Genomic DNA, 24,301 nt, shown 5'->3' on the forward strand with positions numbered 1-24,301 from the left:
GAACATGCGCTCTTATTTTTAAATATATAAATTGAAATAAATAGCTACCGCTACAACGGGTTTCATGGGGTGAGTAATCGCAACCCCAGAAAACACTACGCTTTCCGCGGGCCCCGAGCTCATCTCCTTTAAAGAAGACTTGCTGATTGGCAAGCCGACAGGTGCAGACAGAAGCATAGTCGCACTTATGCCCTGCGGGTGAAAAGAAGACTTAGCGATTGGCAAGCCGTCAGGCGCAGACAGAGCTAAAGTCGCACTTATGCCCCGCGCCTTCCCACAACGGACAAGACGTCCTAGTGTCGGTCGTTGGTCACAGGACGTGACTGTTCTTAGTCGACCAGGAGTCTCCGTGTTTTTCTTCTGGGACTGGGACTGCGGTTACTCGCCCCACCAAAAACCGTCGCTAGTTACCGTTTTCAATCATTATTTCGTCATTTTATAAGAAAAATAAAGTGTAATTTATTACTTCAATTTATATAAGTTTTAATTCCTTACCGATTTTTTCATAAATGCCAATAGCTCGATCCAGCATTTCTTTCGTATGCGCAGCTGTCGGCATATTACGAACCCGCCCGGTCCCCCTCGGCACTGTCGGAAACACGATTGCTTTCGCATAAACGCCCTCTTCATACAGTCTTTTACTAAATGTCTGCGCTTGTTTTTCATCACCGATAATACAAGGTGTGATTGGTGTTTCGCTGTCGCCAATATCAAAACCAAGCTTTTTCAAGCCTTCTTTCAAGTAATTCCCATTCTCCCAGAGCTTTTCATTCAGTTCTGTACTCTCCATGAGCATTTCAATTGCTCTTGTGCTTGCAGCTGCATCTGCTGGAGATACCGCTGTAGAAAATAAGAATGGACGGGAACGGACTTTCAACCAATCGATTAATGATTGTTTCCCTGCAACATAACCGCCGATAACACCAATTGCTTTCGACAGCGTACCCATTTGAAAATCTACTTTATCCTGCAACCCAAAATGCTTTACTGTTCCTGCACCGTCACCAGTTACTCCTGAGCCATGCGCATCATCTACATAGGTAATCAAATCAAATTCTTCAGCGATTTCCACTATCTCCGGAAGCTTCGCGATATCTCCATCCATGGAGAATACGCCATCCGTAATTACCATCACTTTATTATATGTCCCTGATTCTGTCGCTTCCTTCGCTTTCGCACGTAAATCCGCCATATCTGAATGCTCAAATCGAATAATCTTCGCCTTCGATAAGCGACAGCCGTCAATAATAGAGGCGTGGTTTAAAGAATCTGATAGAATCGCATCATTTTTATCCATTACAGCCGAAATCGCTGCCATATTACAGTTAAATCCAGATTGATAAGCGATAGCTGCTTCTGTTCCTTTAAATGCAGCAATTCTCTTTTCCAATTCGATATGCAAGTCAAGCGTTCCATTAATCGTGCGGACAGCGCCAGCGCCGGCACCATGGGAATCCACAGCTTGCTTGGCTGCATCTTTTAATTCATGGTGCGTCGCAAGCCCTAAGTAATTATTAGAAGAAAGATTGATTAATGTTTCTCCTTTGATTGTAATTTCCGGGCCATTTGCACCTTCTACAGTATCAATTTCGTTATAGAGACCATTTTCCTTTAAATCATTTATATTTGATTCCAAAAAATGATCTAATTTTCGGCTTGTCATACCCTATTTTCCTCCTTTAAAGCATTGTAAAATGTAACTTTGCACCTCATGGGTCTGCGGACAACTCTTTGTCAAAAATGTAATCCCTTTCAAGTATAACATATAAATAACCCAATCCAGTTATTCACAGAATTAGCGAATATATATGAAAATTAATGTTTTTCCTGCTAGCCAATTTGACCATATTGTCCTATACTAAGAGAGTTGAATATTATTAAAAAGGATGTTCAAAAAGTCTCTTAAAAAATGATGCTTCGATAGAGTGAACTTTTTTTGAACACATACTTTAAATATATGATGGAGGGTTGAAAAGAAACATGCGAAAAGTTCTACTTACTTTGTTTATTTTTGTCATTGCTGCAGTAGGAGCTTTAGGCTATTCAAGTGCTCATAACGATAGTAATGAAGAAATTGAACAAAGCCCGGCTGCCACTTCTACCGAATTTCAGAATTAAAGAGGATATTCCAAGGATTTGATAAAGATAACACTGCCGGCTTTCTGGGGTGTAAATTATATCAGCAAATGTTTATTCGTCTTTTTAAAATGTAAAGAAAAAATCAGATGATCGTTGATAATAGATGAAACGCATGTATATCAGAAAAACTCTGCGTGATAACTACGAGATACGGACAGCTAAATATCATGACTTCATGGGGTCTCATGCTTATATAATCAAAAGTATGATGCCTTTTTTATGGCTTTTCACCAAAATCTATGGGTAACATAGTAGATATAAATTTGCTGTAAGCGGCCGCTACGGAAATACACTACGCTTTCCATGGGCTTGTCTTCAGCCTCCTCGAAAAAAGAAGACCACTTTTTCTGCGGGGTCTTCACACTGCGCATTCCCATAGGAGTCTACGTGTATTTCCTTCGCTTGGTAATTGCTATTATCATATTTAATTATATTTTCCAACCATAGATTTTGGTGTTGACCCTTTTTTATTATATTTATTTTCTCAACTAAAAAAAATAGCTTAAGAGTTTTATAGACTCTTAAGCTATTTTTATATGATTTATTCAACGATTGTTACGTTAACTTGTTGTCTTCCAAAGTTTACTGCTTCGTCTTGGGATGGTACGTGAAGGTCAATTTTGTTTCCATTGATTGCACCGCCAGTATCAGCAGCAGTTGCATAGCCATAACCTTCTACATAAACTTCACTTCCCAATGGAATAACATTTGGGTCTACTGCAATTACTTTCGCATTAGGATCTTGATTTAGATCTACACCAGTTGCAGTTACTCCGGAACATCCATTACAATCTGCTGTATATGCAGTCGCTTCTACAGAAATTGTTTCGCCTTGTGGAGAACCATTATCTGAAGATTGTTCTTCTGATTCAGAAGCAGCTGCTTCTTCATTAGAAGTTTGCTCTACAGCAGGTTCGCTTTCCTCTGCAGCCGGCTCTTCAGCTGCCTCTTCTTCTACTGCTGGTTCTTCTGTTGCTTCTTCTTCTGCTGCAGGTTCCTCAGCTGGTTCTTCCTCTACTGCTGGTTGCTCTGCTACAGCTTCTTCAGCTGTTCCATTTATTGATAATTCATTACCGATTACGATAATATCAGATGAAAGGTTATTCCATTCTTTAATATCGCTGACAGATACATTGAATTCTTTAGCAATAGCTGAAAGGGTGTCCCCTTTTTCTACTGTGTATACTGTTTCTTCTCCATCTTCACCAGATTCACTTACCTTAATAACATCTTTCGGGTGAATTACCTCTGATTTAAGATCATTTATATCAAGTAAGTTTTGCACGCTTGTATCATATTGAGCTGCAATCTTCCATAAGCTCTCTCCTGATTCTACCTTGTGTTCATTTGCGTCAGCGGAAACTGTTGTTGCAGCTGTACCGGTTATAATAATTCCAGCAGATAATGCTGCTACGAGTTTTCTCATCTGATAACCTCCTTATGTTTTTTCACAATGACTATCCTATCACAGGAATCAGAAGAATACAGTTACAGAAGGGTTAAGTGTAAATTACAATGATTACATATGCCCTGTTTACTATTACATTTGTAACATATTTGTTATAGAAGAGCGGTAAAGCGTATGCATTATGACAAACCCACGTCAAAGGCTCGTTTCTGTAATATAAAAAAAGAGCCCTCTATGATTAGAGAGCTCTTCGTCAACTGCTTGCCAGTATTCAATTAGCTGCTGAAAAAGTTTGCAATGGAACGGAAGATATCACTAAAGAAGTTCGCCACTCTCTCCCAAAATCCCCTGTCTAAACCTAAATCCTCTGCTCTTTCGACAAGGTCATTTGTAATACTCTCGAGTTGATCTCTCATTTCTCCAAAATCAATTTCTAAATCCCTCATTCGATTTACTAAATCAATAAGCATCTGCCTGTCGGCGTCATTCAGCTGAATGTCCAGATTGTTAAGCTGCTCATTAACGATTTGTTCTACTTCTTCTCTGGTTACTGGATTCTGTTCAGCAATCATTTTTTTGATTTCTGTTAAAAGTGTACTTACGTCTTCATCACTAATATCTTCATTATCTGCTAAATCAGTTGCTACTTCTAGCTCATCGTTAGCTAATTCCATTCGTTCCGGATCTAATTCTACTCCTTCTACATCATAGGCTTTGTATATTCCTGTCAATGCAGAATGACCAGATACCCTGACTGGAGAAACAACATCTACCGTCGCATTTTCCGCTCCGGCTGTTAACAGTGCGTTCATATACATTTCTCTGGTTACTTCCGTAATATTATCGGGTGTTAATATATTCACTTCCAGGCCGGAACCGCTTGACTCCAGCGTAATTCCTGCAGAAGAATACATATTTGCATCTGGATTTCCATTTATAAAATCAGCATAATCTTGTCCTGTAACGTCATGTTCTTCATATGTGTCATCATCTGAGATTTCCAAAGCCTCCCGAACTTCCGCCCGCTGACTGTCACTGAGTTTTTCCCCATAGATAATCGTCGTATTAGAAGCTGCTGAAACTGGCAATAGGATACTAAAAAATAATATGCAGCTTAGTGCCAGGTATTTCAGCACGGATACTACCTTTTTATTCATTCTGTTTACTCCTTTTCTTCGTAAGCGTTTTTTAACTCCTACGTTTGATATTTATGATGAGCAACTATCGTCATCTATTATAACCCGAAGCAAAAATGTTTACATGTTTTTAAAACATTAATTTCATCTGCCGGCTAAATACAATCTGCAGAAAAAAACATGCTGCCAGCCCCCGGGCCTTCTAACAGTTGATTTATTTCTATAGGAAAAGCTTGGAACTATATTTTATCATATAGGATTACTGTCTATGTATCCTTGCTGATTCCCTGTCTTTTTTATGATAAAACGTTTTTTTATGACGTTAACTCAACTTTCGCACTTAAGAATAAGCATATATATCTTGTATTCCAGGATGAACTTGTTTTCGATTACCACGCTTGCTTTTGGGTTACATATTCGGCCTTTTTGGAATTGATGATGTTGCGTAGCTCCGCTCCGGCCAACCACCCCGCTTTTCGCTGCAGCGGTGCTTTACACTTCACCTTCTATTCTTTGTCAAGGGAATTATCGAAGGAACGGTCAGCCCCTGTTTCTATGGAAATGAAGTTACTTTTTAATGTGCGAAAATGGAGACATTAAAATAAATCCTTTTTGTAAGCAGATACCTTTTCATTTAGTTCGTGTTAGTGTATATTTGGAGTAGCGAAATAAATGTAGGATTATTTATTGGAAATTCGGCACTCCTTTTTTTAAGATTGCAGGAATTCCACAGATGGTGATAGCGTAATGCATTTATGCAACTTAAACGGACGGCTGCAGATTGTTTTAGAGAAGGTATGGGTCATTGCACTTATGCCTTTTTCATATGTACTAAAGACGCTTATCCCATTTCAAAACGAAAATGCATACAGCAAATTCGATTTCCCCTGCTGTATGCTTGAATCAATAAGTGTACATGAATCTGCAGTTCTTACAATGTCAGAAAGAAGGTTTGAACGTTATTAATACACACCCAGGAGTAAAACGTAACTTAGTGATTATGTGGTTTGCTAATTTCTTTATTAGCGGAAGCATGACAATGGTTGTGCCTTTTATTTCCTTATACATTCAGTCCATGGGAAACTTTTCTGCGTCTTATGTGCAGACATGGTCTGGATTGACCTTTGCCGTTACTTTCATCAGTGCATTTATCTTTGCCCCGATTTGGGGAAGAGTCGGCGACCGCTTCGGCAGGAAACGTTTAATGGTGATGTCTGCATTAGGAATCGGAATTTCCGTATTTTTAATGGGATTCGTCACAGCCGTATGGCAGTTATTTCTCTTGCGCTTTTTAATGGGAATCGTAACAGGATTTATTCCAATGTCTCAGGCGTTTATCGCAACCCAGACGCCTAAAGAAGTTGCCGGGAAAGTATTAGGCACCCTGCAGACCGGAACCATCACCGGTTCTTTGATGGGACCCTTATTAGGTGGGGCGCTGGCAGATGCATTTGGGTATTCCAGCACCTTTAAGTGGGTAGCGATCACTATCTTTATCTCCGGATTGCTCGTTATATTTGGAGTGAAAGAAATGAAGGTGACCTTTTCAAAAGAAGAGGATACAAAGAATTACTCCAGAAAAGAAGTATTGCAGTATATCCTGCGTAAACCAATCTTATTGATTGTTTTATTGATGTCAGCACTTGTACAGATTGCTCACTTCAGCGTTCAGCCGATTTTATCATTATTCGTTGAAGAAATTCATGGTCCGGTCAACCTCGCATTCTTTGCAGGAATTGCCTTCTCCGCCACAGGGGTAGGCAATCTGTTGATGACCAGACGCTGGGGAATGATCGGAGATAAGCACGGCTATACGAAAATATTAATTATCATGCTGTTTGTTTCCGGCTTGGTCTATTTGCCGGGTATGTTCATTACGAGTATTTGGCAATTAGTCATTATGCGATTCTTACTCGGTTTGTTCCTTGGTGGAGTTATCCCAATCCGTGTGGCTTATATCCGGAAAGAAGCACCGCTGTCTACACAAGGAGAAGTACTTGGCTACGATACAAGTTTACGCTTTTTCGGAAACATTATCGGTCCCATGCTTGGCGGTACCATCGCTGCAACCTGGGGATTCTCTTCCGTCTTTTTAACAACCGGCCTGCTGCTTATTCTTTGCGGCTTTATCATGCTTGTTGTCTGGTTACGTTATGAACATGAACCGAATACAAAGCATTCTCATTCGCACACTTTCTCATCCAGATAAAAATATTGATTTGTTTCTATAATTATGCTAAAACTAACAAAGTAGCGTTAATTATTATAGAAAGAAAGTGATAGCAATGGGTATCGTTGTCGTAGAAATATGTGACGGAAATGCCATCACTACTATAGATATTGAATCCATCTTAGAGAAAGAATTCCCTGAGGTAGCGGTTCTTATGAATGAATGCCTGTCGTTTTGCGGACTTTGTGCCGTTCGACCGTACGCATTAGTAAATAATAAGCGTGTGTTTGGCAAGACACCGGAAGAATGTCTTGATAAAATACGTTTGCAAATTAAAGAAGAGCTTGCAGTTTATGAATAACTGCAAGCTCTTCTTTGTATAGTCAGACATGATTTCCCGGGAAATTACAGACTTTCTTTAAAAATCTCCAGAGAATCCTTCTTCGTTAAAGCACGATAGTTGCCGAATGTCGGGTTTGCCACCACGGTTTTCTCCGCCATTTCTTCAAGCGTGGACTCGTCTATATCATAATCTGTCAAACTGGATGGCGCACCAAGTTCATTCCAAAATTCACGCAGTTTGTCAATTCCTTCTAAGGCAACTACTTTATCTGATTTCCCTATGGTATCTACGTCAAAGACCCGGACAGCAAGCTGCTTAAAGCGATGTACATTATTCTCATCCAGTACATGCCGCATCCAATTCGGGAATAGGATAGCTAAACCGCCGCCATGCGGAATATCGTGGACAGCAGAAACCGCATGCTCTAAATTATGCGTTGCCCAATCACCCCGATAACCTAAATTCAGCATATTATTTAAGGCCAGTGTTCCGCCCAGCATTGCTGTAGAGCGATAGGCATAATTTTCAGGGTCTGCTAATAGTTTCGGCCCTACATCAATCAGGGTCAACAGAATACCTTCACACCATCTGTCTTGAATCGGTGTATTTTCTTCATGATGAAAATAATGCTCTAATACATGCGACATCATATCTACCAATCCATAAATGGTTTGATCCCGCGGTACAGAGAAAGTATGCACAGGATCCAGAATAGAAAATTTTGGATAGGTATACGGAGACCCCCATCCATGCTTTTCATTGGTTTCCCAATTGGTAATAACAGAGCCCGAATTCATCTCAGAGCCTGTAGCAGCTAAGGTGAGAATCGTTCCAAATGGCAGTGCACCTGCCGGCTTTTCCTTTTTCGTCACTACATCCCACATATCTGCATCCGTTACGGCGCCGACAGCGATTGCTTTGGAGCAGTCAATAGTGCTGCCTCCACCGATAGCCAAGATAAAATCAATTCTCTGTTCGCGGCAAATACGTACACCTTTCCGTACTGTAGAAATACGCGGGTTAGGTTCTACACCAGAAAGCTCAAACACCTCCGCATTGATTTTTTTCAATTCTTCCAATACACGATTATAGATGCCATTTCGTTTAATACTTCCTCCGCCATATACAATCAGAATACGGCTTCCGTAAGGCTGAATTTCGCCAGCCAGCTTTTCGATTTGTCCTTTTCCAAAGATAAGTTTCGTTGGATTGTGATAGATAAAATTCTCCATATAATCACTCCTTATGCTTTACGGTATGCTACAATATCCATTTCTACAAGAACGTCTTTCGGAAGACGGCTCACTTCCACACAAGCACGTGCCGGATATGGCTCAGACAACGCTGCTCCATAAATTTCATTCACTGTCGCAAAATCCTCCATGGAATTTAAGAAAATCGTAAATTTCACTGCGTTTGCAAAGCTTAACCCCGCTTCATCTAAAATAGCCTGTAAATTTGCTAATACTTGCTTCGTCTGCGCTTCAATTCCTTCTACGACATCCCCTGTTGCCGGATCAATCGGAATTTGTCCGGAAATATAAAGAAAATCTCCTGCTTCGATTGCTTGAGAGTATGGTCCAATTGCTGCTGGTGCATTATTTGTCTGAATAGCTTTCATAAAAAATCATCCTCCGCCTTGTTTTTTTAGTATCCGCTGTTGTCATAATCATCAGTTAATTGCTTGGAAATATGCATTGTAGAACGATTCTTTTCATGCACAAAAAAGATATGACAACACTTCTGTATGTAAAAGCTGCTCTGAATCAAGAGCATTTCACATACTGTTATCATATCAGTTTTCCAGTTCCATTTCTATTGCTTCCTTATAGGACATGACAGAAGAAACATAATAAATGTCTCCATAGCATGCATCTAGTTCTTCTGCTTCTTCTCTCCGGCAGGCATAAATGGAAGCCTCTCTTCCCGCCTCTTCATACATATACTGCGAATAAGCAATGGCAGCGTCCTCCGAATAAGGTTCTTCCGTTTCCTGTAGATAGTTAATAAAGCCGGGACCAAAATTATAAGCTTGAACTGCTAAGGCTGTGTCGCCCTCTGCTTGTTCATACACCCAGGCAAAGAAGGATACGCCCTGCTCAATCGAATGCTCTGGATCATCAATACAGCCTATTTCCCCGCACAGGCTTTCCGAGGATTGCATCGGATCGGTACCGCGTCCACCGGATTCCTGCATCATCATGGCAAGAATTGTATTGGTCTGTTCTTCAATTCCATGCTGTTCTGCATATTTTTCAACAATCGGTTTATATTCCCATATTTTCTGGTTCAAGGCTGGCAGGGGACTTGGCCCTGACTCTTCCAGTTCTGGTTCAGATTGCTCTGCAACATAATTGACTAATAAAGAAAGGGAAACTAAACCGAAGAAAAACACAAGACATATAACTATCAAATATTTCAGCAGCTCTGCCAGCTGGCGTTTTTTCCTACGTTTCATATTTTTTCTCCTTTACCCATTCACCTATCCTCAGCATCCCCCATATAGAAATACCATATACCATATGTCCGGCCAGCCAGATAAGCCATGCCTCTATACTGCCTATTTCTGGAGTCCGGTCAGATAGCATCGTTGTCGGGAAAATAAGCAGGCCAATCGCAGCATTACAATATATATAAGACATCAGCTTCTGCTCCAGATGTTTCTTTGTTAATACGCGATAGAGAATCCAGACAATAGCCACAGAAACACCCAAATGGAAGGAAAACTCTACCCAATTAGGAAAATTCATTCCGCCAATTACGGGAAAATAATCTACATTCATCAGCAGGGTGTAAACAGGAATCGCTGTCCATTGCTGCAAAGCATATAAGAAGCCGCCAAGTACAAGGCCGGATACGAAACCGACAATCCAAATCATCCATGATCCTCCCCTGTTTAAGCATCTGCGAATAGCTTCTTCTCTCTCCATTTCCCGAAACGATAATATAGAATAGCAACCGCGCTGCTTAGGATAAAGCTTGCCCCTACACCAATTGCAATGCCAATTTCACCAAACAGGCAAGAGAATAAGGCAGCCAGGGGATAACGCAGTATCCAGAAAGAAATGATATTTAATATAAGAATCGGATACATTGCGCCTGCTGCCCGGACAACACCGTTTAAGATAAAATTAATCCCTAAAAACGGATAGCATAATGCAACAATCTGAAGATATATTGTACCAAATTGGACAGAAGCTTCGTCCTGAATAAACAACCTTACCCCATATTCAGCAAAAATGGCGACGATAATACCGATAAACAGCATAATAAGAAAATTATATATCACCCCAAACTTCGCCACTTCTCTGACTCTTCCCCAGTTTTGTGCACCGATATTCTGCCCAGCCATACTGGAAATGGCAATACTTAAAGCATGTGCAGGCAGCATTAATAAACTATCCAGACGCTGTGCTGCACTATACCCTGAAACAACTGCTTCTCCATGTACAGCCACTACCCCGATAATGGCAGCTGCACCAGCAGAAATCACTGCCATCTGCAGGCTGGATGGGATGCCGATATGCAATATCAATTTAATTTCTTTCCATTTTGGCAGACTTGGAATCGTAAACGGAGCTAAATCCTTCTTCAGAATATAAAAGAATCCAATTAAAAAGGAAACACCTTGTGATGTCACTGTAGCATAGCCTGCGCCATTGATGCCCCAGTCAAATACATGAATAAATAGCGGGTCCAATACGGTATTCAGCAGGACTGCTACTGTTACAAAGTAAAGCGGTGTTTTACTGTCTCCAATGGAACGCAGTACTGTACTGATAAAGTTATAGCCAAACAGTAAAAGAATCCCCATAAAGTTAATCCGCAGATAGGCAGCGGCATCTGCTGCCATTGCTTCCGGTGTTCCCAGCATGGTCAGCAGCACCTCTGCAAAAATATACCCGGAGACGCCAAGTAATAATGCAACCGATGTCATCAGAACAACAAATGCATTCAAATAACGCTTCAGCCCCTCTTCATTCTGCTTCCCCTGCTGCTGCGACAAAATGGTCAGAGCAGCATTATTTAAACCAATAATTAATGAGAGCACCACAAATATAATGCTCCCGGAAATGGCAACTGCACCTAGGGCGTTCGCACCAAGCAAATTTCCGACCCACAAACTGTCTACAAATTGATATGAGGTTTGCAGCAGATTTGCCAAAAGAATGGGTCCGGAAAAATAAAAAAGGCTTTTGCCGATACTTCCTTTTGTAAAATCATATTTCTTAGCCATTGATTTGCACTCCTGATTTTTCTCACCTTATTCTTTGCTTTTATTATAAAGGGAAAGCATTAGAAAAACCTGTATTTGCTCTTCCACTGTAAAAATTGCTAAAATATCATCCTATAATGTAAAAAAAGAAGCTCTTATCTCAAAGAACTTCTTCCCCATTTTTTTATTTTCTTAACTTACTTGCGTTTTACTGCGCTTCGCATTTTTATCCCTCGACATAAATTGAATCACAAGCTGAATAGCAAATAATACAAAGCCTATTGTATCGGAATACCCTTCCGGATAAATCAGCATCAATCCAGTTGCAATAGCTAAAATACGCTCAAACCATTTGATTCTGCGGTACCAGTAACCAATCATTCCGGCACCAATCGCTATCATCCCTAGGATAGCCGTGAAAAAGGCAAATATAATCTCGAACACGTTCGCATCTATCATAAGGAGTGTCGGATTCAAAACAAACATATACGGAATTATAAATGCTGCGATAGCCAACCTTGCTGCATTTGCTCCGGTACGTATCGGTTCTCCCCCAGAAATCCCGGTTGCCGCGAAGGCAGCTAATGCTACCGGCGGAGTAATATCTGCCACAATTCCAAAATAGAATACAAACATATGTGCAGCCAGAAGCGGAATTGCTACATCCAGATTGTCATTTAGTGCTACAATTGCCGGCAGAGCAATTGTAGACGTGATAATATAGTTGGCGGTTGTCGGTGAGCCCATGCCGATAATAATCGATGTAATCATGGTAAATACCAATGTCAGCATCAATTGAATTTCCGGTGTAGAAGCAATCGTACCAGCAATCGATACTAAACTGTTTCCAAGCTTTAGGCCTAAGCCTGTTCTTGTCACTACCCCTACAATAATACCAGCACATGCTGTTGCAGCAGCAACACCTAATGCTGTTCTGGCCCCTTGTTCCAAGGCAACAATAAATTTAGCCGGTGTAATTCTCGTATCTTTTCGGAACAAGCTGACAATAATCGTCGTTAAAATCCCATAAATAGCTGCTCTCTCAACGCTCACACCGATAAATAAGAAATAGACAATGGCTAAAATCGGCAGCAGCAGATGAATCTTTTTTAAAACGGAGAGTTTACTTGGAATCTCTTCATCCGGGAGACCTGTTAAGCCTGTCCGTTTCGCTTCAAAATGTGTCATGATCCAAATCCCTGCAAAGTATAAAGCTGCGGGAATAACTGCTGCTTTCGCGATATTCCAATAGCTTTCTCCTGCAAATTCAATCATTAAAAAGGCGGCTGCTCCCATAATCGGCGGCATAATTTGACCGCCTGTAGAGGAGGCTGCTTCTACCGCTCCGGCAAAATTCTTCCGATATCCCAGCTTTTTCATCATAGGAATCGTATACGAGCCTGTTGTTACTGTATTTGCAACAGAGCTCCCCGAGATAGTTCCATTTAATGCACTTGAAAAAATAGCTACTTTTGCAGGCCCGCCTACTCTTTTACCGGCGATGGATATAGCTAAATCATTAAAATAATTTCCTACCCCTGTCTGTACTAAAAAAGCGCCAAATAAAAGGAATAAGAATATATATGTAGACGATACCTGCAATGGAGTTCCTAAAATTCCTTCTGTCGTAAAGAACATCGATTGAATCAACTGCTCCAGCGACAGACCGGCATGCGCAAACATTCCCGGTATATTTGGACCGAGTAGTGCATAGCTAAGAAACAATAGTGCAATAATTGTAATCGGCAGACCTACTGCACGTCTGGCTGCTTCCAACACAAGCAGGATTCCAAACCCGCCCACAACCATTTGCATGACAGAAATGCCGCCAAACTGCTGAACTAATGTATCATAATACACCGGCCAATAGCCGCAGACAAGAATGGATAACAGCATTAAAATATAATCATACCAAGGGATTTTATCCTTTCTCATTCCACGGGCAGCCGGGAATAATAAGAAAATAAGTGAAAGTGCAAATCCTAAGTGAATGGTTCGTTGAATATAAGCAGTCAGCTGACCAAAAATTCCGGTATATAATTGAAATACAGAAAAGGCAATTAACCCAAGAAAGATAACGTGATATATCTTACCCTTTACATTTCTGGTCTTTGCTTCTGCATCATATTTCTCCAACAACTCCTGCTGTTCTTTTTCTGAAAGCTGATCCTTCTCTTTTTCACTCACTGATTTTCTCTCCTTTCCAATAATCAAGCAATGTTATTTCATCTATTTTTACTCTATACCAATCTCCCGGCACAAAGTAGTCATTAAAAGGAACTTCACAACACTCCTTGATATCCTGATGATCTGCCCAAACCAGCCGATGATTCGAAACAACTTCTCCATTCCGGATATTTAACGATTCAAATCGATGTTCCATATTTTTTATATGGTATTTTCCATCCTCATAAACAAATTCTTCGCCCTCACCCGCATTATTGGGCATACCAATACCAAACTCTTCATAAATTATTTCATATTGCTCGATCATCAAATCCTCTGTCACCCTGTATTTCTCCACCACATCTGTTAAATGGATCGAGTGAGTGAACGTAATCGAGAAATGGTCATTCTCTTTTAAAGGTAAAAAAGCCGTCAATTCTCCGGATTCGCCGTCGTTAAAAACTAACGCTGTCTGAATCGGATAATTCACGCCAAGTCCAATTCCTCCTCCAATCAAAAGAAATAAAAGAAGGAATTTTACCCACTTTCTCCGCATTTTAGCATCACCTAATTTTACAAGCTGTGCTTAAAAAAAGCCGGCAGCCTATCCCTGCATTCTCTGGGGTGGAGCCGGCTTATTCTATTTATTTATTCAATACCCTCTTCGTCAAAGTACCTCTGTGCACCTGGATGCACTTCAATATCAATTCCGTCTAACGCAGTATCCAGTGTGATGAAGGATGCTTTGTCATGCGCCATCCCTTCTGCATTTTCATAGATTGCTTTGGTCATCTCATAAACAAGGTCTTCAGATAAAGAACTGTTTACAGCCAATGCCGCTAATACAGCAACTGTTTCTACATCTTCACTTAGACTATAAGTACCTTCTTCAATCGTATCTGCAGCATAGTAAGGATACGCTTCCGTAAGCTCATCGATTTTATCCTGAGCAATCGGGACAATAGCCACATCTACAGAAGCAGCCAACCCTTCTACCGCACCGGTAGGCGTTCCTGAAGTGATAAACGCAGCATCAATATTGCCATCCTGGATTCCTCCGGTAGATTCACCAAAGTCCAGGTTTTGAGCATCAATATCATCGATTGTCATATCGTGTACTTCCAGGATTTGTTCGGCATTGATAAATGTACCTGATCCAGGAGCACCAACAGAAACGGTTTTTCCTGCCAGGTCTTCTACCGATTCAATTCCAGAACCCTCTGTTGTAACGATTTGAACCGTCTCCGGGTATAAAGAACCCATTGCCTGTACATTTTCGACAGGCTCATCAAAAGCATTAATTCCTTCCTCAGCATGTGCTACTACATCTGTTTGTACAAAAGCAATTTCTACATCGCCATTCTCTATGGACAGAACATTTTCTGCTGAAGCATTAGAGGAAATCGCATCCGCTGTTACATCTGTATTACTTGAAATAATGGTTGCCATTTCTCCTCCAAGCGGGTAGTATGTTCCACTTGTTCCGCCGGTAGCAATCTGAATCATTTCCGGATCTGTACCCGGATCTCCAGCTTCCTCGCCGCCATCGTCTGCATTGCCGTCGTCACCGCCGCAGGCTGCTAATAATAACAATAATGCAAAAATAAATGCCAGTGGGCTTAACCAATTCTTTTTCATCTAAAAGTCCCCCTTTTACAAAAAAGTATCGTACTTGTAATAAGTTTACAATATTAGTAACACAAACGTCAAATTATTCTCAAAACAGGAAACGATTACATAAATAATATTAAAAAAATTCATCACTTTAAACATTCCTTTTACTGTATGCTTTATAGCGCCAAAACATGCTGTATATTCTTTTTTTAAGCGATTTTCAAGTATTTCTTGACTACTTTTTGAATATTCCATAATATTAATGTAACCCACTTTCCAACGAGGTGATAAAACATTGTCATTAAAAATGTTAAAGCATGCTATTTATTCCATAAAACCTTTACCGCCAGTAAAAATATGCTATTTGATCCAATCCGGAGAAAATGAAATTGCTTTTAATGAAAACAAGCCGCTGCGTTCCGCCAGTATTATTAAACTGTTTATCCTTGCCGCTGCCTATTATGAAGAAGAAAAAGAAAATATTGATTTATCTAAACAGGTGCATCTCTCCCCCTCCGATATGGTTGGCGGTGCGGGAGTTATTCCTTATTTATCAGATAAGCAGAACTATACCTATCAGCAGCTCCTTGAATTAATGATCATTGTCTCTGATAATACCGCAACAAATGCATTGATTGATTTCATCGGTTTAGATACTATCCATGCATTTATTCAACAAATAGGCGGAAAGCACACGAAATTAGAGCGAAAACTGATGGATGAAGAAGCCATAAAGCTCGGATTGGAGAATCGGACGAGCTGCTATGATGTCATGCTTCTGCTGGATTTATTGACAGAGCCAAATAACATACTGCCGAAACATCGTCAGGAGCAAATGCTGACTATCTTGGAAAATCAGCAGTTCAACAGCAAACTGACTGCTTTTTCTGCCTATGATTCCTCCATCAAGACATTTCATAAAACCGGGGAACTGACCGGGGCAGAGCATGATGCGGCTATTTTTCAAACAGCTGATAAACAGCTCAAAGCAGTTATGCTGACAGAGGGATGGACGAACAATGGAGAGGGACAGCAATTTCATCAGAGAGCAGGAGCACATATCTATCATTATTTGAAAGGTTAAGCAGCCATGCCTCTCCTTTTCTATAAAAAATACAGGTATCTGTAAGGGGGGAAACAAATGAATATAACACTAGGGGTTTTAGGAGAAAAAACAATCGTTCAAAGAGTACAAGAAATCGCAGAACAATTTCCATCTATCGACGTCCTCCCTTTTGTATTGTCCGAATCATGCAATGCTGCAGTTCGAGCAGAGGGAGCCATGATGTGTGACGCACTTCTTTTCACTGATTACAGTGCCTACAGTGAAGCTTTAAAACAAAAGCGTCAGCAAATCATGCTTTATATCGCTTACGATGAATATAGTATTTTGTCATCTATCTTACGTATCGGACAGCTTTCTAAGAAAAAATGCATATCCATCGATTATCCAGAAGATATCAAGCACATTGATTTCAAGGATGATATCGCCATGACAGAATATGATTTTATTTCAGCCAGCTATACCAAGCAGAGTTATTTCAATGTGCAAATGCTGATTGATTTCCATAAGGATTTATTTTTGCAGAAAAAAATAGATTTAATTCTGACCTCGAGAAGAGATGTCTATAATGGGCTTTTTCAAGAAGCGTTACCTGTTCATTATATTCCAATACCTGATAAACGTATTTACCAGGCATTGGAAAAAGTAGTACGAACACTGGAAGTGCAGAAGGATTCAACCGGACTTGTAGTAACAGGTATTTTATTTTTAAAAGAAAGCCTCCCTATCCATATGCATCATCAAATACATACAGAAGTCAGAAAATATGTCAGTACATTTTGTCAAAAGTATGAGTCGATACTTTTACCGAATAAAGATAATCACTATTTTATCATCGGTACAAGCAAGCTGATTAAAGTGATTAAAGAAAACTATCGCGACTTTCCCTTTATCGAGGAGGTAGAAAAGCTTGCCGGCTGTTCTATTGGACTGGCATTTGGACTGGGATTGAATCCTCTTTCTTCTCAAAAAAATGCGTTTATGGCCCTGGAAGCCTGCCGGAATGATCGGCATAGCCTCAGTTATCTGGTTAATGAATGTCAGGAAATCATTGGTCCTATCGGCCAGCGGAAACATATCGACACCAATAAATTATTTCATGAGCTTGTTCATCAAGCCCGCCTGAACAATGAATTATCTTATCTTTTTATTCAATTTATTGTAGAACGTAATAATGAACCATTCTCATCAAACGATATTGCAATGTTTTATCAGGTCAGCAAGCGCAGTGCCGAACGGACTGTAAAAAAATTGCTGTCCGGAGAGATTATTAAAATTTCCGGCAAGGAAAGTCCCTATTCGAAGGGAAGACCCAGAAAGCTGTTCAGTTTAAATCAATAATGCCAAACAAAAAAGACGGAGCATGGCCGTCTTTTTTGTTATTTAGAAAGGAATATTCTACATTGATGTCTACAAACTTAAAAGTTCTTTAATATCATCCTCGCTTAGAGAAGAAAGCATCGTTTCTCCAGGCTGGATGACCTGATCAATTAATTCTCTTTTCTTTTGCTGCAGCTCATAAATTTTTTCTTCAATCGTGCCTTCTGTCACCAGACGGATAACCTGCACCACATTCTTCTGTCCGAATCGATGCGCTCTCCCAGTCGCTTGGTCTTCTACGGCAGGGTTCCACCATAAATCATATAAAATAACCGTGTCCGCACCAGTCAAATTCAGACCAGTTCCTCCTGCCTTCAGGGAAATAAGAAATATTCCTTTTTCGCCATGATTAAACCGTTCGCTCATTTCGACACGATTTTTAGAAGGTGTTTCGCCACTCAGATAAAAGTAGTCATGCTCTGCTGCCTCTAACCGTTCGCGAATAATGTCTAACATGCTGGTAAATTGGGAAAAGATAAGCAGTCTTTTTCCATTATTAATTGCTGTTTCCACTGTTTCCATCAGCTGCTCCAGCTTGCCGGATCTTCCTTCATAATTTTCGACGAACATGGAAGGATGGCAGCAGATCTGGCGAAGTCTCGTTAACCCTGCTAAAATCTTCATTCTATTTTGCTGGAAAGAATCCTCCTGCATGGACACCGCGGCTTCCTGCTGCAGCTTCCTTAAATAACCGACATATAAATCCTTTTGATCATTTGTTAATTCGGAAATATGAACGGATTCGATTTTTTCCGGAAGCTCTTTGAGCACATCCCGCTTCAAACGTCGTAAAATAAATGGTTTTGTAATGGCAGCCACTTTGCTGGAATCAAGCTGCCTAAACGTCTTCTGGTCAGGCATTAATCCAGGCAGGACTACCTGGAAAATGGACCACAGCTCCTCAATTGAATTTTCAATTGGTGTGCCGCTTAACGCAAACCGCCGTGTCGCATGAAGTGTACGGATGGCTTTTGAAGTTTTCGTCTGGTAGTTTTTAATATACTGCGCTTCATCCAGCAATAATGTTTGGAACGTAATCTCCTGATAATAGTCAATATCCTGGCGTAAGGTTGCATAAGAAGTAATCCAGACATCCGTCTCTGCGGCGCTTTCCATTCGCTTATGCCTCTCCGCCGGCTGCCCGGTCAAAATAACCGAGGTTAAGTGCGGAGCAAACTTCTCCAGCTCACTTTTCCAGTTATATACTACAGAAGATGGAACTACAATCAAATGCGGGCCGACAGGATTCCCTTTGGATTCAGACGTAATATAGGCGATACTCTGCAAGGTCTTTCCCAGCCCCATGTCATCTGCCAGAATTCCGCCGAGCTGATACTGGCTAAGGGATTTAAACCATTGATAACCAACCTTCTGATAGGTTCGCAAGGATGCCTGCAGGTTTTCAGGCAGTTCATAAACCTGTTCCTCCGGCGACTTCAAATGGCTTAACAATTCTCTGAAATTCGAATCATACTGTTTTTTTGTATCGAGCAGCTCATCCAGCTGGGCGCCGCGATATACCGGCATCTGTACCTGACCGTTCTGAACGGCATCCTTATCCATTCCCAATCCGTCAAAAAACCGCTGAATGGAAGCAAATTCTTCCGTATCCAAATCCAGCATTTGACCGGAATTCAAACGAAAATAGCGTTTCTTTTCAATCACTGCCTGAAGAACTCGATTAATTTCATTATCATCTACTCCATCAATGGAAAAACCTATTTCTAATAAATTATTTTGCCCCTCCATGCGGACACTCGTGCTCGGCTGCGGATCATAATCAAAGAACAGCCTTTTAAAATCGCTTGACAGAAACAGTTCTACATCCTTATCTAAGGAAGGTAAAATCTTATATAAGAAATAATAGAGGTCTTCTTCATCCACAGACATATAAAGTTCTCTGCCATTATATTTGAAGTTTGCTTCTTCGATATGCTGCATAATCAGACTTTCTTTATCCACGTCCCGGATCAGCATCACATCCGAATCTTTTTTTCCTTGAAATGGATCAATCACATGTGTGCCATAATGATATTCCAGACGGCCAACAATTAAATCCTCCCGCAATTCCAAGTAGCATCTTGCTTTTAACGGCTCCTTGATGACCTCATCTGCAATACGTTCATCTAATTGAACCTGGCCGACTGTCTCCAGCGCCGGCATAATTTCAGAGAGAAAGGTATCTGTCTGTTCAACAGGAACATCAAAGTAAATATTCTCTAAACGAAACATTTCCAATTCCTTCAAAACAGGGACTTGCTCTCGTTTAGGAAAATAGAAAACACCATCTAAAAATAATACATCATAGTTAGGAAAGAATGTCATTTCATTTCCCTGCTGCAGATTAAGCGAGATATGCTGGTCGTTTTTCATAACGTCAAATTGAAAAGGCAGTTCCCCATCAACGATTTGCACCTCTTTATATTCTTCCCGCTCCGTTTTCACAGCCGCTTCCCGTTCCATTAATTTATATAATAAATTTTTTGCAAGCACCGGCGGAATCAGAAGATACCTTTCACTGCTTCTTTTCCCTGCATAATTATAGGAATCATACAGGTCAGCACTCTTGCTTGCCTGATACAGCAGCTCAAAAATCTCTTGATCTGCTTCTTCCACGACATGCTTCCCTGCTTGAAATGTAAACTTTTTAGAGAAATAATGATCTCTTTTTCTAAAATAATTTTCTAAGAAGTCCGCTGCATTCTTTACCACATAGCGGTGCTTCTCACCAATTTTCAATTCTACCTGCAAGTGCCTCAAATAAGACCAGCTTACAATATACTCTACCTTTACCGGGTGCTGATAAGAAGTGTTTTCTGTGACACTTCTCGTTCCCCGAATAGCTTCCATAAAACGATTTAAACGATAGTGATTTACTTTTGGCTTCACATCACTGTTTTCATAGCTTTGAACCGCTAATAAAGCGGCTACGATGTGCTTGCAATAGCCGTACACCTCAAATGCAGGACAATCGCAATGCATGTCGATGGAACCCTGCTGCAAATCATTGGTATTCACTTCTACAAAGTAATCCTCTGTACCCTGGACTGTTGCCGACCAAGTCAACTGATTCGGATTATACATTAAATCCTTTACTTTATTGGTTCTAAAGTAATTCAGACCACGACGGTAAAAATTATCAGGAAACGCATTTTTTATATTGATATCTTTAATTTGTTTCAAATCTGTTAACCCACCTTTATGTTGTCAGATGATTTCCCAAGGGCAGTAAATACATAAATCAGGATGGAAATAACGATAGAGCCTGCTGCTGTTAAATAGATAGATGTATAGTTAAGCATTGCTGCAATCTGCCCGAACAAAATTGCCCCGACGCCGACTCCGAGATCAAAACAGGAAAAGAAGGTCGCATTTGCCATTCCTTTCCGGTCAGCTGGCGCCTGATTGACCGCCCATGCCTGCAGGGCAGGCTGAACTGCCCCAAATCCCAGCCCAAATAAAGCTGCTGCTGTCAATAAAACAGTTATGTTGGGCAGCCAGGCTAAGAGAAGCATAGACAGGAATATAAGCGAAACTGCCGGCAGAAAAATCATTTTATGACCTTTTCTATCGTATAGTCTGCCCGAAAACAGCCGCGAAACCATAATAAATACTGCGAAAATAAAGAAATAGATTTGAATCCCCTCTACGCCTCTTTCCTGCGCATGCAGAGGCAGAAATGTCGCTATTCCGCCAAATGCAAAGGTAATAAAAAATAGCAGAATTGATGGCTGCAGTGCGCTTTTTTCCAGTACGTCAAAGCGCGCAACCTTTGTTTGATGAGCCGGATCAACTTTTTTATAGCGGATGCGCATGGCAAAAAGAAACGCCACTACACCGCAAAATGCACATAGTAAAAAAAGCTGCTGATAGGAGATAAGCACAACCAGTGTCAGGCCTAAACTTGGCCCGAAAGACAACGCAATATTTCCGGATAAACCAAAATAGCCCATTCCTTCCCCTCTCCGCTTTGGCGGGATCAAATCGGTTGCTATTGTTCCTCCGGCTGTTGTTGAAAATCCCCAGCCGATACCTTGAATAATTCGTATTATAATTAAAATTAAAATGCTCGCTGTAAACGCAAATGCTCCTACAGAGAGAACAAAAATCCCTAATCCGATTAAGTAAACAAACCCTCTCCCCTTATTTTCGAGCGCATGCCCGGCATAGGGACGTATCAGGAGGGCAGAAAACGTAAAAATACCTACAATAATACCTACCATTTGGTCGCTTCCGCCAAGATCCTTCACAAATAGCGGTATGGTAGGGATAGTCATTTGAAAACCTAAGAAAATAAAAAAGTTCGCTATCCAAATATATAAAAAATCCCGCGAAAAAATCTTATCATACTGCGGGACGTTTTGCGCTTGAACCGACGACATAAACATCCTTCTCTCATTTTGTCATTCCTAAGCTATTATACAGGAGTTTCTCAGCAAATAACATGAAAAGAATTTAGAGGAGGTTCTTCCTTCTCATAAAAAATACAGGAGAGCGGGGGTTATCCCGCTCTCCTGTATTTTTTATATTTTTATTTAATCCACTGCTTTAAGCTGCATTGGTTTCAGGTTGTTTTCCTTTTCTTACGCGTTGATTCCAGGTTTCTTTAAGATAAGGCATTACCCAGCGGTCCAGACCATATCTTCCAGCATTTGCACCAGCGATAGCAATGAAGATTCCTAAGATAGCCATTTGCGGGTTTGTAGAGAACGTTCCGCTTAGCAAGAAAGAGAAGTTCATTACAACGCCCATAAGTGCAGCAAGGTTTGTAAAAATACCTAAGATTAGTCCAAGTCCAACCAGTACTTCTCCCCACATAACGAATACAGAAAATAGTCCAGCGTTCGGAATTGCTACCGTTTCAAGAAACGTTGCCCACCAGCCCTGTACAGCCGGATTTTCTCCAGTTGTTTGTGCAATAGCACCTTGCAAATAACCACCTGCATCAAATTCACCGCCTACAATTTTGCCCCAGCCAGAGGTCAGCCATCTAAATCCAAGATAAAGTCGAATAATCACCCAAAGCCCCGCAACGTACTTGTTTGTTCTTAAAAAGTTCATCATGTCAATCTCTCCCTTTATTTAATAAAATAATTTGTTTTTAACTTGTTCAGTATTTCACATTTATTTAAAGAGGATATCCTTTAGTACACTTTTATAATATCATGCAGATACGCATCCGTAAATACTAATTTGTGATTTTATTCACATTTTATCCCAAATATGAATAAATGATGAAGGTAAATTATGGATAATCTGTATTTGTGTGAACACGGATATTTATAGCTCTTTTCTTTTACTTTTCAAACTGAAACACACTCCTCATGAATTTTAAATATGTACATTTCCCTACACCCTTTCATAGTAAATTAAAAATACCGCATATTAATGGGCTAACACCAAAATCTATGATTGGAAAATATACTTAAATGTGATAAAAACAACTAGCTAGCGACGGTTTTGACAGGATGAGTAATCGCAGAGGTCGCACTAACCTGGCAACATTGCCGCAATTACTCATTCCATCGAAAAGATTTGTACGTCGGAAAGCGGAGTGGTTGGTTGCAGGAGCTATGCACAATCATCAATTCCAAAAAGGCAGGAGGATGACGGACAATTCTCCGTAATAAATTACCAGTAATAATTAATTTTTTGAAACCATTCAAACAGTGTTTCCGTACAATAAAATAAGAAGAATTTTCCGTTTTTATAATGGGATGAACGAGGAGTTGTTTTATATGAAAACCTTATTAACCGTTCAGAACCTTAAGAAATCTTTTAAGGATAAAGAAGCTCTAAAGGGAATTTCCTTTGAAGTATACCGCGGTGAAATCATGGCTATATTGGGGCCAAACGGGGCAGGTAAATCTACCACAATTCGTAATATTATGGGTATCATGTATCCGGACAGCGGGGAAGTTCACTTCCATCAGCAGTCTGGAGAAGCCATCCCAAAATCTAAAATTGGTTATCTCCCTGAAGAAAGAGGCCTCTATAAAGATGTCAAGGTGATGGATATTCTCTTATATCTTGCTGATTTAAAGAACTATCCTTTAGATAAAGCAAAAGAACGCATCTTAACCTATTTAAAGAAATTTGATTTAGAAGGCAAGGAAAATACATCTGTAGAAGAGCTCTCTAAAGGAATGAGCCAAAAAGTACAATTTATCGGTTCTATCCTCCATGAACCAGAGCTGCTCATTCTGGATGAACCTTTTTCTGGTCTCGATCCAGTCAGCCAAGAGATTTTCAAAGATGAAATCGCTTCTTTAGCCGCGAATGGAACGGCCATTCTGCTTTCTTCACACCAAATGAATCTTGTGGAGCAGATGTGTGACCGGCTTTTTATGATACAGCATGGTCAGAAAGTAATTTACGGCACATTGGATGATGTGAAAAAACAATATGCCAATTTCAAGTGCATTTTGCATGGGGAGAATTCGCCCGCTCTGCTGGAAAAAATTCCTGAAGTCGATCGGATCGAATACAACGGCAGCCGTTCGATTCTCCATCTGCAAAAAGGGGTCATCCCTCATTATTGGCTAAAGCAATTACCTGCAGAATTAGATGTACAAGAGCTACATATTAACCGTATTTCTCTGCACGAAATTTTTATTGATATTGCTACAGATAAGCATCTTATCTCTCAGGAAGGAGGTGCCTGAA

20 protein-coding genes are annotated in these 24,301 nt (G+C 40.4%); 6 read left to right on the forward strand and 14 right to left on the reverse strand.

The annotated features are described in order from the left end of the window. Nucleotides 1-472 precede the first annotated feature (472 nt). Complete coding sequence (locus ACW0TQ_RS11585) at nucleotides 473-1,663, reverse strand: glycine C-acetyltransferase (RefSeq protein ID WP_193064778.1); 1,191 nt, start codon at nucleotides 1,661-1,663, stop codon at nucleotides 473-475. 317 nt (nucleotides 1,664-1,980) lie between these two features. Between ACW0TQ_RS11585 and ACW0TQ_RS11590 the strand changes: the two genes are divergently transcribed. Next, nucleotides 1,981-2,118 (forward strand): hypothetical protein, encoded by a 138-nt coding sequence (locus ACW0TQ_RS11590; protein WP_175296993.1) that lies wholly within the window; start codon nucleotides 1,981-1,983, stop codon nucleotides 2,116-2,118. A 562-nt stretch (nucleotides 2,119-2,680) separates the two neighbouring features. On the opposite strand, the gene ACW0TQ_RS11595 is transcribed toward ACW0TQ_RS11590, so the two are convergent. Both ACW0TQ_RS11595 and ACW0TQ_RS11600 read right to left on the reverse strand, forming a co-directional pair. Next, on the reverse strand, nucleotides 2,681-3,565 hold the full coding sequence (locus ACW0TQ_RS11595; RefSeq protein ID WP_042529300.1) for a 3D domain-containing protein: 885 nt from the start codon (nucleotides 3,563-3,565) through the stop codon (nucleotides 2,681-2,683). 257 nt (nucleotides 3,566-3,822) lie between these two features. After that, nucleotides 3,823-4,704 (reverse strand): DUF1002 domain-containing protein, encoded by an 882-nt coding sequence (locus tag ACW0TQ_RS11600; RefSeq protein ID WP_256705244.1) that lies wholly within the window; start codon nucleotides 4,702-4,704, stop codon nucleotides 3,823-3,825. A gap of 979 nt (nucleotides 4,705-5,683) precedes the next feature. On the opposite strand from ACW0TQ_RS11600, the gene ACW0TQ_RS11605 reads away from it, so the two are divergent. Further along, nucleotides 5,684-6,892 carry an MFS transporter gene (locus ACW0TQ_RS11605; RefSeq protein WP_256706343.1) on the forward strand — a complete coding sequence of 403 codons (1,209 nt, stop codon included), beginning with the start codon at nucleotides 5,684-5,686 and terminating at the stop codon, nucleotides 6,890-6,892. 76 nt (nucleotides 6,893-6,968) lie between these two features. Then, nucleotides 6,969-7,214 (forward strand): YuzB family protein, encoded by a 246-nt coding sequence (locus ACW0TQ_RS11610; protein WP_042529296.1) that lies wholly within the window; start codon nucleotides 6,969-6,971, stop codon nucleotides 7,212-7,214. Nucleotides 7,215-7,258: 44 nt separating this feature from the next. Here the strand turns inward: ACW0TQ_RS11610 and ACW0TQ_RS11615 are convergent, their stop codons facing one another. The 8 genes from ACW0TQ_RS11615 to ACW0TQ_RS11650 form a co-directional block, all read right to left on the reverse strand. Continuing rightward, a complete protein-coding gene (locus ACW0TQ_RS11615) occupies nucleotides 7,259-8,428 on the reverse strand; it encodes an iron-containing alcohol dehydrogenase (RefSeq protein ID WP_256705245.1) in 1,170 nt (389 codons plus the stop codon). 11 nt (nucleotides 8,429-8,439) lie between these two features. Continuing rightward, a complete protein-coding gene (locus tag ACW0TQ_RS11620; protein WP_042529292.1) occupies nucleotides 8,440-8,817 on the reverse strand; it encodes a RidA family protein in 378 nt (125 codons plus the stop codon). Between the two features lie 174 nt (nucleotides 8,818-8,991). Next, the gene (locus ACW0TQ_RS11625) at nucleotides 8,992-9,654 is read right to left on the reverse strand and encodes a lysozyme family protein (protein WP_256705246.1); all 663 of its coding nucleotides are present in this window, start codon (nucleotides 9,652-9,654) and stop codon (nucleotides 8,992-8,994) included. After that, nucleotides 9,644-10,075 carry a hypothetical protein gene (locus tag ACW0TQ_RS11630; RefSeq protein ID WP_212928751.1) on the reverse strand — a complete coding sequence of 144 codons (432 nt, stop codon included), beginning with the start codon at nucleotides 10,073-10,075 and terminating at the stop codon, nucleotides 9,644-9,646. The genes ACW0TQ_RS11625 and ACW0TQ_RS11630 overlap by 11 nt, the downstream gene beginning before the upstream one ends. A gap of 17 nt (nucleotides 10,076-10,092) precedes the next feature. After that, nucleotides 10,093-11,433, reverse strand: a complete 1,341-nt coding sequence (locus tag ACW0TQ_RS11635) for an MATE family efflux transporter (RefSeq protein ID WP_256705247.1) — start codon at nucleotides 11,431-11,433, stop codon at nucleotides 10,093-10,095. A gap of 171 nt (nucleotides 11,434-11,604) precedes the next feature. After that, entirely contained in the window at nucleotides 11,605-13,599 is a 1,995-nt protein-coding gene (locus ACW0TQ_RS11640) for a TRAP transporter permease (protein ID WP_341173378.1), read from the reverse strand. Continuing rightward, nucleotides 13,592-14,134, reverse strand: a complete 543-nt coding sequence (locus tag ACW0TQ_RS11645) for a DUF1850 domain-containing protein (RefSeq protein WP_256705248.1) — start codon at nucleotides 14,132-14,134, stop codon at nucleotides 13,592-13,594. Before ACW0TQ_RS11645 ends, ACW0TQ_RS11640 begins: the two co-directional genes overlap by 8 nt. A gap of 92 nt (nucleotides 14,135-14,226) precedes the next feature. Beyond that, nucleotides 14,227-15,216, reverse strand: a complete 990-nt coding sequence (locus ACW0TQ_RS11650) for a TAXI family TRAP transporter solute-binding subunit (protein ID WP_455725679.1) — start codon at nucleotides 15,214-15,216, stop codon at nucleotides 14,227-14,229. A gap of 271 nt (nucleotides 15,217-15,487) precedes the next feature. On the opposite strand from ACW0TQ_RS11650, the gene ACW0TQ_RS11655 reads away from it, so the two are divergent. Continuing rightward, the gene (locus ACW0TQ_RS11655) at nucleotides 15,488-16,276 is read left to right on the forward strand and encodes a serine hydrolase (protein ID WP_042529276.1); all 789 of its coding nucleotides are present in this window, start codon (nucleotides 15,488-15,490) and stop codon (nucleotides 16,274-16,276) included. Between the two features lie 57 nt (nucleotides 16,277-16,333). Beyond that, nucleotides 16,334-17,596, forward strand: coding sequence for a hypothetical protein (locus ACW0TQ_RS11660; RefSeq protein ID WP_289584453.1), 1,263 nt, complete (start codon nucleotides 16,334-16,336; stop codon nucleotides 17,594-17,596). Between the two features lie 69 nt (nucleotides 17,597-17,665). On the opposite strand, the gene ACW0TQ_RS11665 is transcribed toward ACW0TQ_RS11660, so the two are convergent. The 3 genes from ACW0TQ_RS11665 to ACW0TQ_RS11675 form a co-directional block, all read right to left on the reverse strand. Continuing rightward, a complete protein-coding gene (locus ACW0TQ_RS11665; protein ID WP_289584454.1) occupies nucleotides 17,666-20,818 on the reverse strand; it encodes a DEAD/DEAH box helicase in 3,153 nt (1,050 codons plus the stop codon). A 5-nt stretch (nucleotides 20,819-20,823) separates the two neighbouring features. Then, complete coding sequence (locus ACW0TQ_RS11670) at nucleotides 20,824-22,017, reverse strand: MFS transporter (protein WP_256705251.1); 1,194 nt, start codon at nucleotides 22,015-22,017, stop codon at nucleotides 20,824-20,826. 166 nt (nucleotides 22,018-22,183) lie between these two features. Next, a complete protein-coding gene (locus ACW0TQ_RS11675) occupies nucleotides 22,184-22,699 on the reverse strand; it encodes a DoxX family protein (protein WP_042529269.1) in 516 nt (171 codons plus the stop codon). Nucleotides 22,700-23,373: 674 nt separating this feature from the next. On the opposite strand from ACW0TQ_RS11675, the gene ACW0TQ_RS11680 reads away from it, so the two are divergent. Beyond that, nucleotides 23,374-24,300 (forward strand): ABC transporter ATP-binding protein, encoded by a 927-nt coding sequence (locus ACW0TQ_RS11680; RefSeq protein ID WP_341173379.1) that lies wholly within the window; start codon nucleotides 23,374-23,376, stop codon nucleotides 24,298-24,300. Nucleotide 24,301 lies beyond the last annotated feature (1 nt).

The sequence above is a fragment of the Oceanobacillus sp. M60 genome (assembly GCF_053839645.1).

Coding starts and splice junctions, on each gene's coding strand:
- ACW0TQ_RS11585 (WP_193064778.1), bottom strand. CDS start 1,663: ATGACAAGCCGAAAATTAGATCATTTTTTGGAATCAAATATAAATGAT.
- ACW0TQ_RS11590 (WP_175296993.1), top strand. CDS start 1,981: ATGCGAAAAGTTCTACTTACTTTGTTTATTTTTGTCATTGCTGCAGTA.
- ACW0TQ_RS11595 (WP_042529300.1), bottom strand. CDS start 3,565: ATGAGAAAACTCGTAGCAGCATTATCTGCTGGAATTATTATAACCGGT.
- ACW0TQ_RS11600 (WP_256705244.1), bottom strand. CDS start 4,704: ATGAATAAAAAGGTAGTATCCGTGCTGAAATACCTGGCACTAAGCTGC.
- ACW0TQ_RS11605 (WP_256706343.1), top strand. CDS start 5,684: ATGTGGTTTGCTAATTTCTTTATTAGCGGAAGCATGACAATGGTTGTG.
- ACW0TQ_RS11610 (WP_042529296.1), top strand. CDS start 6,969: ATGGGTATCGTTGTCGTAGAAATATGTGACGGAAATGCCATCACTACT.
- ACW0TQ_RS11615 (WP_256705245.1), bottom strand. CDS start 8,428: ATGGAGAATTTTATCTATCACAATCCAACGAAACTTATCTTTGGAAAA.
- ACW0TQ_RS11620 (WP_042529292.1), bottom strand. CDS start 8,817: ATGAAAGCTATTCAGACAAATAATGCACCAGCAGCAATTGGACCATAC.
- ACW0TQ_RS11625 (WP_256705246.1), bottom strand. CDS start 9,654: ATGAAACGTAGGAAAAAACGCCAGCTGGCAGAGCTGCTGAAATATTTG.
- ACW0TQ_RS11630 (WP_212928751.1), bottom strand. CDS start 10,075: ATGATTTGGATTGTCGGTTTCGTATCCGGCCTTGTACTTGGCGGCTTC.
- ACW0TQ_RS11635 (WP_256705247.1), bottom strand. CDS start 11,433: ATGGCTAAGAAATATGATTTTACAAAAGGAAGTATCGGCAAAAGCCTT.
- ACW0TQ_RS11645 (WP_256705248.1), bottom strand. CDS start 14,134: ATGCGGAGAAAGTGGGTAAAATTCCTTCTTTTATTTCTTTTGATTGGA.
- ACW0TQ_RS11650 (WP_455725679.1), bottom strand. CDS start 15,216: ATGAAAAAGAATTGGTTAAGCCCACTGGCATTTATTTTTGCATTATTG.
- ACW0TQ_RS11660 (WP_289584453.1), top strand. CDS start 16,334: ATGAATATAACACTAGGGGTTTTAGGAGAAAAAACAATCGTTCAAAGA.
- ACW0TQ_RS11670 (WP_256705251.1), bottom strand. CDS start 22,017: ATGTCGTCGGTTCAAGCGCAAAACGTCCCGCAGTATGATAAGATTTTT.
- ACW0TQ_RS11675 (WP_042529269.1), bottom strand. CDS start 22,699: ATGATGAACTTTTTAAGAACAAACAAGTACGTTGCGGGGCTTTGGGTG.
- ACW0TQ_RS11680 (WP_341173379.1), top strand. CDS start 23,374: ATGAAAACCTTATTAACCGTTCAGAACCTTAAGAAATCTTTTAAGGAT.